This window comes from Zunongwangia mangrovi (assembly GCF_900112105.1).
Lineage (GTDB): Bacteria > Bacteroidota > Bacteroidia > Flavobacteriales > Flavobacteriaceae > Zunongwangia > Zunongwangia mangrovi.
Window position 1 is genome coordinate 25727 of record NZ_FOKV01000003.1, and the last position, 14721, is coordinate 40447.

8 protein-coding genes and 1 pseudogene are annotated in these 14721 nt (G+C 36.9%); 3 read left to right on the forward strand and 6 right to left on the reverse strand.

Annotated elements, in window-relative coordinates:
* Nucleotides 1-157 precede the first annotated feature (157 nt).
* Entirely contained in the window at nucleotides 158-2290 is a 2133-nt protein-coding gene (locus tag BM201_RS08410; RefSeq protein ID WP_394333735.1) for a catalase, read from the forward strand.
* Between the two features lie 83 nt (nucleotides 2291-2373).
* Here BM201_RS08410 and BM201_RS08415 read toward each other — a convergent pair whose 3' ends face one another.
* A complete protein-coding gene (locus tag BM201_RS08415; protein ID WP_092541587.1) occupies nucleotides 2374-3366 on the reverse strand; it encodes a potassium channel family protein in 993 nt (330 codons plus the stop codon).
* Between the two features lie 273 nt (nucleotides 3367-3639).
* Between BM201_RS08415 and BM201_RS08420 the strand changes: the two genes are divergently transcribed.
* Complete coding sequence (locus tag BM201_RS08420; RefSeq protein WP_092541589.1) at nucleotides 3640-4326, forward strand: site-2 protease family protein; 687 nt, start codon at nucleotides 3640-3642, stop codon at nucleotides 4324-4326.
* Between the two features lie 74 nt (nucleotides 4327-4400).
* Here BM201_RS08420 and BM201_RS08425 read toward each other — a convergent pair whose 3' ends face one another.
* From BM201_RS08425 to BM201_RS08440, 5 genes and pseudogenes are all read right to left on the reverse strand, one after another.
* Complete coding sequence (locus BM201_RS08425; protein ID WP_139219169.1) at nucleotides 4401-5120, reverse strand: hypothetical protein; 720 nt, start codon at nucleotides 5118-5120, stop codon at nucleotides 4401-4403.
* 355 nt (nucleotides 5121-5475) lie between these two features.
* The gene (locus BM201_RS08430; RefSeq protein ID WP_092541593.1) at nucleotides 5476-6063 is read right to left on the reverse strand and encodes a DUF1989 domain-containing protein; all 588 of its coding nucleotides are present in this window, start codon (nucleotides 6061-6063) and stop codon (nucleotides 5476-5478) included.
* 9 nt (nucleotides 6064-6072) lie between these two features.
* Complete coding sequence (gntA, locus tag BM201_RS08435) at nucleotides 6073-6762, reverse strand: guanitoxin biosynthesis heme-dependent pre-guanitoxin N-hydroxylase GntA (RefSeq protein ID WP_092541595.1); 690 nt, start codon at nucleotides 6760-6762, stop codon at nucleotides 6073-6075.
* 193 nt (nucleotides 6763-6955) lie between these two features.
* Nucleotides 6956-7018: pseudogene (locus tag BM201_RS18350) on the reverse strand (AraC family transcriptional regulator); the annotation flags it as partial.
* Between the two features lie 126 nt (nucleotides 7019-7144).
* Nucleotides 7145-7357 (reverse strand): hypothetical protein, encoded by a 213-nt coding sequence (locus BM201_RS08440; RefSeq protein WP_092541597.1) that lies wholly within the window; start codon nucleotides 7355-7357, stop codon nucleotides 7145-7147.
* Nucleotides 7358-8050: 693 nt separating this feature from the next.
* On the opposite strand from BM201_RS08440, the gene BM201_RS08445 reads away from it, so the two are divergent.
* Nucleotides 8051-14716, forward strand: coding sequence for an Ig-like domain-containing protein (locus BM201_RS08445; RefSeq protein WP_092541599.1), 6666 nt, complete (start codon nucleotides 8051-8053; stop codon nucleotides 14714-14716).
* The last annotated feature ends 5 nt before the right edge of the window (nucleotides 14717-14721 follow it).

Genomic DNA, 14721 nt, shown 5'->3' on the forward strand with positions numbered 1-14721 from the left:
AATTTATATTTTCCATTACTCTTTGGCTTCTCTTAAACTCTGTTAGAGAAATGCGATTGTTTTGTTAAACGATGAATAACGATGCAAATGTGGCAATAAAGCACATTTGTACCTCTTGGATTTGATACCTTTTAAAAACCTAATCCATAACCAAAATATGATGAGTGAGGAAAAGAAAGAAACAGGAAAAAGTAAAGATCTTAAGGCCAACACTAAAGATGCATCGGGCAAAACGATGACCACTAACCAGGGAGTCAAGGTGAACGATACCAATAATTCTTTGAAAGCCGGGGAGCGGGGAGCATCATTGTTAGAAGATTTTATTTTAAGAGAAAAAATCACACATTTTGACCATGAGCGAATTCCAGAGCGTATCGTTCATGCCAGAGGAAGTGGTGTGCATGGTGTGTTTGAATTATACGAAAGCCTCGAGGATTATACCAAGGCGGGTATATTTACCGATACTAATCGAAAAACGCCAGTATTTGTTCGATTTTCAACAGTAGCCGGGAATAAAGGATCTGCCGATCTAGCCAGAGATGTTCGTGGTTTTGCTACGAAATTTTATACCGAAGAAGGTATTTTCGATTTGGTTGGTAATAATATGCCTATCTTCTTTATTCAGGATGCCATGAAATTTCCGGATTTGATTCATGCAGTAAAACCAGAACCAGATCGTGATATTCCGCAGGCTGCCTCAGCCCACGATACCTTTTATGATTTTGTGTCTCATACTACTGAAACACTACATAATCATATATGGGTGATGAGCGATCGCGCCATTCCCAGAAGTTTTAGAATGATGGAAGGTTTTGGGATTCATACCTTTCGATTAGTAAATGCCGAAGGAAAGTCACATTTCGTAAAATTTCACTGGAAGCCTTTATTAGGAACGCACTCAATTACCTGGGATGAAGCGGTAAAAATTCACGGTGCAGATACCGATTTTCATCGTAGAGATTTGTGGGAAGCTATCGATGCCGGTCAATTTCCTGAATGGGAGTTAGGGCTACAAATTATTCCTGAAGAGGATGAGCACAAATTCGATTTTGATATTTTAGATCCTACCAAGCTTATTCCTGAAGAAATGGTTCCGGTACAGCGTGTTGGAAAAATGACATTAAATCGAAACCCTGATAATTTCTTTGCAGAAACAGAACAGGTGGCATTTCATCCGGGACATGTGGTTCCTGGGATTGATTTTACCAACGATCCGCTATTACAAGGAAGATTGTTTAGCTATACCGATACACAACTCTCACGTCTAGGAAGTCCTAATTTTCATGAAATCCCTATCAATCGTCCTATAAATGAAACGCATAATAATCAACGAGATGCCCATATGCGAATGACGGTAGACAAAGGCAAAACTGCCTATTTCCCAAATTCTATTGGCGGCGGATGCCCTCATCTGGCAAAAATGGCTCAGGGTGGTTTCACTTCTTATGAAGAACGCATAGATGCCAAAAAGATTAGAGGTAGAAGTACCAGTTTTAGTGATCATTATTCGCAACCGGCATTGTTTTATCGTAGTCTTACCGATTGGGAACAGCAACATGTAGCTGATGCCTATACATTTGAACTGGGAAAATGTACTTACGATCATATTAAAAAGCGTATGCTCTATGTGATCAACCATATAGATAAAGATCTGGCTACCAAGGTTGCAAATGGTTTGGGGATGCAGGTTCCTAAAAATATTGATCAACCCGTGAATCAGGCTATTGGAGCAGATGCAACCGTAGAGGATCATCAGCCAGGACCTAAAAAAGAATATCTTGATCGATCAGAAGCATTAAGTTTAACGCATTTAAACTCAGATAGTATCGCCACCAGAAAAATTGCTTTTCTAGTGGGAGATGGCTTTGATGGAGAGCAGGTGATGAAAATGAAAAAAGCCTTAACTGCAGAAAATGCGATGGTACATTTAGTGGCTACCCATGGAGGGACGGTTAAATGTGATCATGATAAAGACCACGAGGTTGACGCCGCACTACTTACTACTGAGAGTGTTCTCTATGATGCGGTGTATGTTCCTGGAGGGAGTAAAAGTATTGAAGCATTACTAAACGCTCCAAAATCAATTAAGTTTATCAATGAAACCTTGAAGCATTGTAAAGCAGTAGCTGCCGAAAAGGGAGCCGCAGATCTATTGGATCAAACAGCTATTTCCATGTTTAAAGATGATAAAGCCATCTTAATAGGAAAGGATCCTGAAGCTTTCATAGCACAAATTGCAGCACATCGTAACTGGGTACGTCAACCAGAGGCGATGAAGATTCCTGTATAAAGTTTAGTTTTTTAGTGCAATTGTGTTAGAAGAAAAGGCCGTATTAATGATACGGCCTTTGTATTGAATTATTATACTGGTAATTAATCTTCTTTCTGAATATCTTCCCACTGCCAGCCATCGTTTTCAACAAGTTTTTGAAAGATCTTTCTTCCGCGGTTTTCGAAAGAAACTTCTTTATTAGCGTCGATAAAATTATGCGATACTAAAGCATTCGTTTTAATAGAAGAAATTAGATAATCTTTCTGTTTCTTAGTACCAGTAATTTGAGTGATTATCTTAAAATAATTATCGAAAGCAACTTTTAATGATCTAAGTTCGCTTTCTTTTGGTTTATGCTCTTCGTTTACTAGATGTTCTAATATTACTAAGCATTCGTGAATTTTAGAAAGTTCTAAAATAATATTGTAAGATCGATCGCTATTGTGAAAATAGTGAATTACGGGATAAGCTTTATGATTTTGTGTATGTTTAATTAGCGCTAAACTTAACTCTGAAGCATTAGCGGTTAAACCTTGGTAATGTTTACCATCGTAAGAGTTAATGATCATTTCCTGTGGATTACTGCCGTATCCGCTTATTTGAACCGCTAATTTCTGCTGCTCGATAACTGCTTGTAAAAGCGGAACAAAATAGGTAACAGACATTGTTAGAAGAACAAGACCAGTAAAAGAAAATATATTGGTAATTATACGCCAAAAATCTGTGCCTGGAATATATTCTCCACTTCCCAAAGTAGAAAGTGTATAGCCAGCAAAATATAATTTTTCGATTCCCTGTATTGGGGTTTTGTTAGAACTGCTTATTATACTTGCGGGATCTGAAACTAAAATTAGAGAAAGACTTGTCCATAATAATCCTACCCAAAAAATAATTATCCCGGTTAAGATCAAATATCCCGTTTTACCTAACAGTTTTGAATTTCCGTTTTTACCAGAAATGAGAAAACTTATTTTCCATAGGAGTTTAGAAAAGTTGTTGGTTAAAAATCCACCACCTTCCATAGACAAGGTGGTTTTTAAAATATCGTTAACCGTTAAAATATATAGTATGGCTCCCAGGGCAAAAAATAGCATTCGTTCTAGTTTATTTTAAAGATAATGCAATTAATGTCTAGCCGAAATTTATTCAGGCGAAAAGCCGTTCTTTTAAGTCTTATTTAGCAATTAAAGTGCAATACCATTCATCTTCTTTTAATTGAAATAATTTCTCGTCTAAGTTTTCATTTAATTCGAATATTATAACTTTTTGTGGAAAAGCTAAAATTCTCGTTAACTACTGACTTAAAATGAGTTAATGCGTTATCTTCCGCAGATCTGTAAGCTTAATTTTGTAAAAAATAATCGAGAATGATAGAATTTTGGGACATACCTAAATTATTTGTAGCCTTTTTTATAATACTTCCTGTGGTTTCCTTAGTACACGAAATTGGCCATCTTTTGATAGCTAAGATTCTGGGCGCAAAACAGGTGAAAATAATTATAGGCTCTGGTAAAATACTTTTTAATGCGCGGTTTTTCGAAATAAGAAAATATTATTTCTACTATGGTTACTGTTACTTCGAAAATATCGAAGACAAAAGTAGATGGAGAAATTTGTTGATCTATTCTGGTGGGATTATCGCAAATATTCTTTCTAGTTTTGTGTTGATTTATTTAGTATCAAATCAGGTCATTGTAGAAACAATTTTTACCTATCAATTCCTATATTTCTCTTTGTATTATGTGTTTTTTGCTTTATTGCCTATGAGTTATCCTGACGGGAATTACAGCGACGGTAAAATTATTTATTATTTGCTGAAGAGAAATCATCAATTATTACAACAAAAGCAATTTCAACTTTATTATAACAAGGAAGCGAAAACCTGGATGCTATCTTCTGAAAATAAAGATGAAGCCGAATTTGATCATATCGACGATTATGATGAAGCATATCAGAAAGCTGTGACACACGCAAGAGCCTCTAGACCCAGCAAGTTAGAAGTGATTAAGGAAAATACAAGTCATTTTGAAATTTTTCCTCGTAACCCAATTTAATAGTTACAAAAAAATCCCTGTTATTAACTAATTTCAACAACAGGGATTTATGATCAATTTATTTCTCTCGCTCACTAACGAAGCAAAACTGTATTCTGAAACCTTTTAAGTTCAGCTATATTTTGCTTCAATTCATTATTAATAGTTTCTAATTTGTGCCTCTTGCTTTTTAGTTCGGGCTGTACTAGTTTAGTGCTTATGGCCTCGGCCAATTTGTTTTCAAGATACATCGCTTTATTCAATACATAGTTTCTGCCCTTTTTCTGCAAGAAGTGTAAACGATCGGCAAGTGCTTTTTCATCGGTTTTACGATGTATTATAGATCTACTGAAGCTTTTATTTAAATCTTCAATGGTTTTTAGCGCTTGGGTTTTATGATTTTCGAATAGTCTTTTAAAGATCATCCTCTTTGAGGCTTTTCTTGCTTCTTCAAAAAACAAAATATTTTCTTCAAGCTGATTATAGATCGAGTTTAAATTAATTTCGTTTTCTGATGCTTCAATTTTCTTCAGAATTAAAAACTTCGGGTAGGGTAGTTTTTGGAAATACTTTATGCAAATTTTTCCATTTCCTGGAATATTTTCGGTAACAAATTCACCATTTTCCGGATTAAAACTACCTTCCTCAGTTAAATAAACTCCAGAGATTATCGCTTCTTCCAGATCGTATATTTTATTTATTTCTTGTTCATTTAATTCGAATTTAGAATTTATCTTATGTAAGCAATCAGATATACTTATTTCTTGAGTGTTGCTTGGTTTTTTACCGTTCTCATTTCTTTCTTTCATCATCATTCTGGTCTTTAAATTTTAATAATTTGATTTCTATTCGTGATCCCGATAAAATTTATTGATTTTATCAAAATACGCAGCTTTATTAACGCAAAAGAAGATAGTTATAAAAAGCTGTTGTTTAGTTGGTTAAAGTGTTATAACTTGGTAAAACCAAATCTAACCTACCATGAAATTAATCAGCAGCTCTAAACAGAAGCTCTTAATAGCTTTTCTTATTATAAGTTATGCTATTGCTATGGCTTCTACGATTCAAATCTTACCAGCGGTACTAACAATTCCGTTTTTCGTTATTGGTTCTCTTTTGGTTTTAATATTATTTATTCGGTTTTTAATACGCCTTAGGTAACATTCTCAATTACGGAAGTTCCTTAAAAATCTCGTATTCAATTTCTTTAAAGCTACCGCCGTTACTGTCCTCTGCCGAGCAAGCTGTAAGTCCTACAATCAAATCCATTTTAGCTTCAAAAAGCACGTAATCATTGGGAGTATTAAAAGGTGGATCTACGCTTATTTTCCCATTTTTTTCAAATTGAACATTCATAAAAATATTGAAGGCCGTTGGAATGTCATCTGGCTCTATATCGAATTTCGCTAAATTGGTATATAAATTTTCGAAACAGCTAGGATGATATTCTTCATTTTTATACATAATTTTAAAGGTTTCGGGACTACAAGGCGCCAGTAAAAAGTCATTACGCCCATTGGTGTCTTCGACGATCTTCATCATTTTGTTGCTACGATTGCTCCAAAGGAAGTTGTCCTTACTAATTAGGATAGATTCTTCAAAATCTAAGGTTTTTCCGCTTGATATTTTTTCTCTTTTATCATTTTTATTAAAAAGAACCATGTCGCTTACCTGCTGTCCTTTAGGTCCGCTTACTTTTAAATATTCTCCTCGTTTTAAGATAAAACCTACTCCAGATTGTTTAGAAATCGTCTGCATAAAAAAAAATTAATGTTTAAAAGGGCATTCCCATTTTTCAGAAACCTTACGGCCACTGTATTGCTTTGCTTCGCTAGTAGCACCAAAATCCTCTAGCATGGGATTTATATTTCCTTGTAGTTTCTTATCTCTTTTTCTAATGGTATTTCTTACTCGCTTATAAGTGCCCATTTCCCTTAATTTCTCAAATTGCCAGTGTAAATTAAAAGTAATAGCGGTAAACGGACTGCGACGTGCGAGTCTCGAACTGTTTGGATGTAAACCTACAATATAAAATGATCTCCCGGCAATACTAAAACTGAAATTCTGGTCGTCTGGATCATTACTTACTCTGCTATCCCAGTCGAAATTATCTATTTTATGAAGCTGATCTAATTGCATCCATAATTGCTTCTCGAAATCTAATTCGTTTAGCTGAGGTGTATCTGGAAAAACAGCTATAAAAGTTTCAAACTTGTTTGAGTCAAAATCGTATTCTTTTATATATGATTTTAGATCTTCGTATAATTTTGATGTTTCGCTAAGATTAGCCAGATTTTTATATGATTTTAGATGAACATTATCCATGCTAAAAACAGTTTTCGCCATAATACAGGGATGATTTTCACCTGTAATAAATCGATCGAAATCTTTATAAATTTGGTCGATTTTATAGCTTTTGGTTAAATCTTCCTTCTTTTCTTCAGCAATCTTCAGCATAACTTAGTTTTTTTCAAATGTATTCTGAATCAATTGCGAGGAGAAATGGCTTAAGAACAGTTTAAATCAAAATTTGGTACGGTTTAACATATAAAAAGTAATAGCGGCCGTATTTAAAGTAAATACGTCATTTGTAATCTCTTTTCTTTATGAATAAGTCAGATTGGGCATTTATAGGAATTAATAGTTAATTCTATATTTGTAAGTATTCAGGAGGAGTAATTCCGGTGTATTTTTTGAAAAGTCGATTAAAATAAGTGTACTATTAAAAAATCGCCTGAAGACATACAGAAGAAAAATAAGAAGTTTTTTAATATCAGTCACTTTCCGCCAAAAAAACTAAACCATATAAAAAAGAGTCCTGCAATTTGCAGGACTTTTTTTATTCATTTTCTAGAATAAGCTCTACCAGAACAACAACTACATAGTTGTCTTTGCGATTAATAGATAAGCTTACCGATTTTAGAATATAAGGACAATCTAAATGTCCAAGGATGTCATTTTTAATAATGTCATCTACTACAAGTTGATTTTCGAAATCTATGGGTGTCTTAATCTCGAAATTGAAAACTTTTAAGTTGGGTATTTGTGTCAAGATGTAAAGTTTAGGGCGCAAATTTAGTTCATTATTTCAATTCATTTAAAGTTTATTTTCAAATTAAATTTAAGAAATGAATAAATTATAAATCACTACAAAAGTTTGAAAGATAAACGGATCAATTTTATTGATTAACAAAGAACCATTGAATTTGTAGTTAAAAAAATACTAAATTTTAGCTTTTATTTTATCTAATTAATTGGTTTTAGTTGAATGATTTTAGTATTTTTTTAACAAAATTAGCTGAAAATAATCACAGATTGATAATTCTAAATTGTGAGTTATGTTATAAGTTCTTATCTTTATGATACTTAGATCAAGATATTCGACCAAATTAGCTTGACAGTTTTGTTTCACGTTTAGTGTACGAGCAATTTCTCCCACGCTGTACCTGTGAAAATGACTTTCTGCCCTACCAGAAGCTGATAAGTAATTTTTAATTTTTTTTAAATATTATCTGAATGGTTGGTATATTTACTCAAAGATTAAATTCCTTTTTTACAAAATAAGATATATTCTAAAGGATCTAACCTCTAGATGTCTATATGTTTTATAGGCTGTAGAGCTCAACGTAACAACTTTCCTTTAAGTATACATCCATTTTACATATCTGTATAAAATGAAAATTTTATACGGCAGGGATTCTTTGATCCAATTCCGTTTGAGATAGACTAATCTAAATCTCTAATTATGGAATTATCATTACCTATTAATAACAAAAAACTGCCATTAATTTTAGTGGTTTTTAATGTACTTTTTTTCTCGATAACATTTTATGCTCAAACATCAACACAACGCATATATGCAACTAATGCAGAAGCAAGTGCAGATGAATATTCTTTATTAGGTATTCTAAGCGGGAGTGTAGACAATGTGAATGCGGCCACAGACTCAGATCTTACAACATTTGCTACATTAAATTCTACAGTTGTAAACGCCTTAGGCGGCCTGATCTCTATTGGGGGAGAAGCTTCAATAAAACTTAATTTTACAGAAAGTCTTCAGGCAAATACCCCTGTTACCATTAAACTTGGTTTAGGAGGTGATGTTTTATCTGCATTATCGGGAGTGTATTTACAAGGTATAAATGATACTGACTCAGGCGAGTCAAATGCAGGAGAAGAAATTATATTAGGCGATTTAGTTGGTGCACTTACAGGCAATCAACAATTAGAAGTAATAATAACTCCAGATGAAGACTTCAATGGAGTGAAAATTTCCCTTGGAGTTCCAGAAGGTTTACTAAATGTTGGAGTACTTACTACCGTAGATGTTTATGAAGCTTTTTATGAAGAAAGTAGCGTAGGTTCAGGTTGTATTGATCCTGTAGATGCTCTTGTTGGTATTGAAGGAGAATTACTTGATTTAAATTTACTTTCGGCTCTAGATGTTATTCAAAACCCATACAATGCAATAGATGGTGATCCTAATTCTGCAGCTCTTTTACGAGCAAACGTTAGTGCATTAACTTCTGCATATTTGAACGTTCCTTTTAATGGAGCATCCAAACCTGGAGATCAAATACAAATAATATTGGAGGACCAGGCAGCCGGAATTTTAGACCTTAGTTTACTATCATCAAATTTTCAGGTAATAGCCCTTAATGATAAGGAAGTAGTGCAAACCTTCAATGCATCAAGTTCTTTATTAAGTTTAGAATTATTAAGTGGAAGCAGCTCGAAGTATTTACTTTCTCTTCCGGTATCTGATGCTTTTGATGAAGTAGAAATAAGATATGCAGGAAGTTTAGCTACTGTTTTTTCAGGTATAAATATCTACGAAGTAGGAACTGCTCCGCCTTCACCAGTCATAATTTCAGATGATCTAAATGCTGGGATAGCATCTATTTGCGAAGGGAAAGAGGTAAGCCTTTTCATCGAAAACCCGATAGCGGGTTCAGTTTACAATTGGTATACACAAGTCGAGGGAGGCACTATCGTTGCTACGACTACTTCTTTTACTCCTCAAAATTTAACCGATGGAACGTATGACTATTATGTGGCTCAATCGCGACCTGGCTGTATCTATGAATCTGCCCGCGTCAAGGTAACGATCGAAGTTGAAGACCTTCCAACCACACCTGTTTTAGTGGAGTCCAATATAGAAGTAGCCTCTGGGGGAGATGTTACTTTCGAGATCGAGAATCCAGATACCAATATAACGTATAACTGGTACGCTGAAGGGGATGCGAGCACGATAGTTCATACGGGGGAGACGTATGCGCTAACTGACGTAACGGCTTCAGCTGGTTATACGGTTATTGGGGTATCAGCAGCGGGCTGTGAAAGTTTGGGAGCCGATGTTACTGTAACGGTATTGGATAATTTATTACCACCAACGGTAGCACCAGAAATGGCTACAATATCTGAAGGGGAAACACAAACCTATATGGCCAGTAGTGAAAACCCAGATCCTGTAGAATATGCTTGGTATGACGATAATGGCGTAGAAGTTTTTGTGGGAGAAAACTATACAACACCAACAGACCTAGCACCTGGTGATTATACCTATGATGTTATTTCCAGAAATCCGGATACCGGACAGGAATCAATACCTACCACAGTAACTTTAACTGTTTTGTCCGATCTATTACCACCAACGGTAACACCGGAGATGGCTACAATATCCGAAGGGGAAACGCAGACCTTTATGGCCAGTAGTGAAAACCCAGATCCTGTAGAATATGCTTGGTATAATGATAATGGCGTAGAAGTTTTTGTGGGAGAAAACTATACAACACCATCAGACCTTGCACCTGGTGATTATACGTATGATGTTATCTCCAGAAACCCGGATACCGGACAGGAGTCAACACCTACCACAGCAAGTTTAACAGTGGAAGCTGTTGAAGATCTTACCGATTGTACCGCAGCTAATGCTCAGAATAATGGTATCGATGGTTTACTATGTGTATTATGTGGTGTAAGCAATGCCGGAAATTCAGTAGATAATGATCCTAATAATTTTGCAAGATTAAGGGTTAGTGTCGGGGTATCAGCTTCGGTATATCAGGAACTTATTTTTCCAAATTCAGGAATAGCGGGAGATAGCATCCGAGTAGATCTAGGTATTCCGGGAGGCCTTGCTGATGTATCTGTATTAAGCGGATTGCAGGTTACTTTGTCGAATGGAAATACCCAGGTAGATCAATATACCTTAAATAGCTCTTTGGTTCGTCTAACTTTACTTGGCGGTGAACGTTTTAGTGCACAATTCGAAGCCAGTGGTGTATATGATCGTGTAGAGATCCGTAATCTTGGATTGGTAAACGCATTAGAAAGTACCGATATCTACGGAGCTTATATTGAAGTTCCTGATCAAATTATTGATTATGAAGTTACAGAAATATGCAGTGGAGAATCGGTTAATTTCAACATAGAAACTCAAGCGGGATTATCTTATATATGGTTTGATTCAGAGTCAGGTGATAATCAAATGGCCAACGGTGGAAGCTATACAACTTCAGAAATAGAATCAGATCAAACCTTCTTTTTAGAAATAAGTCGAAATGGATGTCCTATACAGAATATAATTCCTTTTGAAGTACAAGTTTTACCAACAGCTACGGAATCTGATCTGGTAACGATGGATTATGATATCTGCGTGGGCGGTAATGTAGAATTGGAAGCAACAACTTCGGTGCCCAATGCGACGATCAGATATTACGCCGATGCCGATTTAACGAATGAAATCATCGATCTAACAGTAATGCCAACTACAACTACTACATATTATGTAACGGTAAGTGGCGATGGAGTTTGTGAAAACCTTCCCGGTGATGCAGCAATGATTACGGTAAATGTTAGTGATCCAGGTACACCAATTACGGATATGCCTATGCAGAGTTTCTGTGGAGATGCGACCATAGCCGATTTAATGACCAATGAAGGCAATGTGGTTTGGTATGCCGATGGGACTGGTGGTGATATTTTAGATGAGTCGATGCTTCTTGAAAATGGAACTTATTATGCCGGTTTTGATCCAGCAAGTGGTTGTGCGAGTTCAGAATTATTAGCGGTAACAGTAGAATTATTACCAACCGCTACGGAATCTGATCTGATAACAATGGATTATGATATCTGCGTAGGTGGTAGTGTAGCACTTGAAGCAACGACTTCGGTACCCAATGCAACGATCAGGTATTACGCCGATGCTGATTTAACGAATGAAATCACCGATCTAACAGTAATGCCAACAAGCACTACGACTTATTATGCAACCGTAAGTGGTGATGGACTTTGTGAAAACCTTCCGGGTGAAGCAGCAATGATCACGGTAAGTGTGAGTGATCCGGGAACACCAACTACCGATATGGCTATGCAGAGTTTCTGTGGAGATGCTACAATAGCCGATCTAATGACCAATGAAGGCAATGTGGTATGGTATGCTGATGAAGATGGAACAACGATCCTATCCGATACTGAAATATTAGTAAACGGAACTTACTATGCCGGATTCGATCCAGCGAGTGGATGTGCAAGTTCAGAATTATTAGCGGTAACGGTAGAAATTCTACCAACAGCTACAGAATCTGATCTGGTAACAATGGATTATGATATTTGCGTGGGTGGTAGTGTGGAATTGGAAGCAACGACTTCGGTACCCAATGCAACGATCAGGTATTACGCCGATGCTGATTTAACGAATGAAATCACCGATCTAACAGTAATGCCAACAAGCACTACTACATATTATGTAACTCTAAGTCGTGACGGAGTTTGTGAAAACCCTCCGGGTGAAGCGGCGATGATCACGGTAAGTGTGAGTGATCCGGGCACACCAACTACCGATATGCCAATACAAAGCTTCTGCGGAGATGCTACGATAGCTGATCTAATGACCAATGAAGGCAATGTGGTTTGGTATGCCGATGAAGATGGAACAACAATCCTATCCGATACTGAAATATTAGTAAACGGAACTTACTACGCCGGATTCGATCCAACGAGCGGTTGTGCAAGTTCAGAACTTCTAGCGGTAAGCGTAGAACTGTTACCAACCGCTACGGAATCTGATCTGGTAACAATGGATTATGATATCTGCGCTGGTGGTAGTGTGGAACTTGAAGCAACAACTTCAGTAAGCAATGCGACGATCAGATATTACGCCGATGCTGAATTAACCACAGAGATTACCGATCTTACAGTAACGCCAACAAGCACTACGACTTATTATGTAACGGTAAGCGGTGATGGTGTTTGTGAAAACCTTCCCGGTGAAGCGGCGATGATCACGGTAAGTGTGAGTGATCCGGGTACACCAACTACGGATATGGCTATGCAAAGTTTCTGTTCTTCAGCGACCATAGCCGATCTAATGACCAATGAAGACAACGTAGTTTGGTATGCAGATGAGACTGGCGGCGATATTTTGGATGAATCCATGCTTCTTGAAAACGGAACTTACTACGCCGGATTCGATCCATCGAGTGGATGTGCGAGTTCAGAATTATTAGCAGTGAGCGTTGAGATCCTACCAACCGCTACGGAATCTGATCTGGTAACCATAGATTATGATATCTGTGTAGGTGGAAGTGTAGCACTGGAAACAACGACTTCAGTAAGCAATGCAACACTGACCTATTATGCTGATGCCGATCTAACGAATGAAATCACTGATTTAGAGGTGTCACCAACGGTAACTACTACATATTATGTAACGCTAAGTGGCGATGGTGTTTGTGAAAACCTTCCGGGTGATGCGGCGATGATCACGGTAAGTGTAAGTGATCCCGGTACACCAACTACCGATATGGCTATGCAGAGTTTCTGCGGAGATGCTACCATAGCCGATCTACTGACTAATGAAGGCAATGTGGTGTGGTATGCTGATGAGACTGGTGGTGATATTTTAGATGCAGCTACAAGCCTTCAGGATGGAATGACCTATTACGCCGGATTCGATCCAACTAGCGGTTGTGCAAGTTCAGAATTATTAGCAATAACAGTAGAACTATTACCAACCGCTACGGCTAGTGACTTAGCAGTAAACGATAGTTTTATTTGTAGTGGTGGTAATGTTATGCTTACTGCAACTAGCTCGGTTGCCAATCCTGTATTCAGATATTATTCTGATGCGGAACTAAATTCAGAAATAACCGATCTAACAGTGATGCCAACTACAACTACGACTTATTATGTAACGGTAAGTGGTGATGGTGTTTGTGAAAACTTACCGGGTGAAGTGGCTACACTTCAGGTGATTGTAAGTGATCCTGGAACGCCAACAACAACATTACCTAATCAATCTTTTTGCGCTGGGGCAACGGTGGCCGATATCCAGGTAAATGAAAGTAATGTTATTTGGTATGCTTCTGCAGATTCATCCAGTCCGCTTGCTCAAAATACTCAATTAGAAAATGGGATGACGTACTATGCAGGGTTTGATCCTGCTAGCGGCTGTTCAAGCTCACAACGTTTAGCAGTTACTGTTAGTTTATTAACAGATGTGGTTGCTAGTATAGACGGACTTTTCGATGGAATTTGCTTGATGGAAGAAGTAACATACACAACAGAACCTGGTAAAGAAGATTATCTGTGGGATATCGACGGCGGTGAAATAACAGCTGGTGGTGGATTATCTGATAATTCAGTTACCGTAAGATGGACTAGTGTTCTAAATACTTCAGTTAGTGTTTCATATATGGATACTGGTAGTTGTTCCGCAGAAGTAATGGAAATGATTGATATCAACGTAGTTAACTGTTCAGATCTAGCTATGAGTGCTTCCGTAGATAACTTCTCACCAATGATAGGGGAAGAAGTAACTTTCACCATTAGGGTTGATAATCTTGGTGATGTAGACTTTAATGATATCGTGATTCGAAGTATGCTTCCAGAAGGTTACAGAGTAAAATCGGTAACTTCAGTAAAGGGGCAGTTTAGTATGGTGAATAGGAATTGGAAGATATCGATGTTGCAGGCTAATGCATCTGCGGAGGCTCGAATTGTAGCTGAGGTTACGGATGAAGATGATTATATGAAAGTAGTAGAACTAATGTCCAGTATCCCAGCCGATCCTAATGCTAGTAATAACAGGGCACAAATTACAGTTAATCCGCTTTGCCTGATGGTATACAATGAATTTACTCCTAATAATGATGGCTCTAATGATGTGTTTAGGATCGATTGTATCGAGAATTATCCAAATAATAAGCTTGAAGTTTACAATCGCTATGGAGACTTAGTATTTGAAACCAGTGGATACCAGAATAATTGGGATGGGACAGCAAATAGAGGAGCTGTTCTCACTAATAAGCCTTTACCGGTAGGCACTTATTATTATGTCTTGCAGGTAGATGGAAGGGGAGAAATAGATAACGTGAACATGCAGGGATGGTTATATATAATGAGATAATGTAT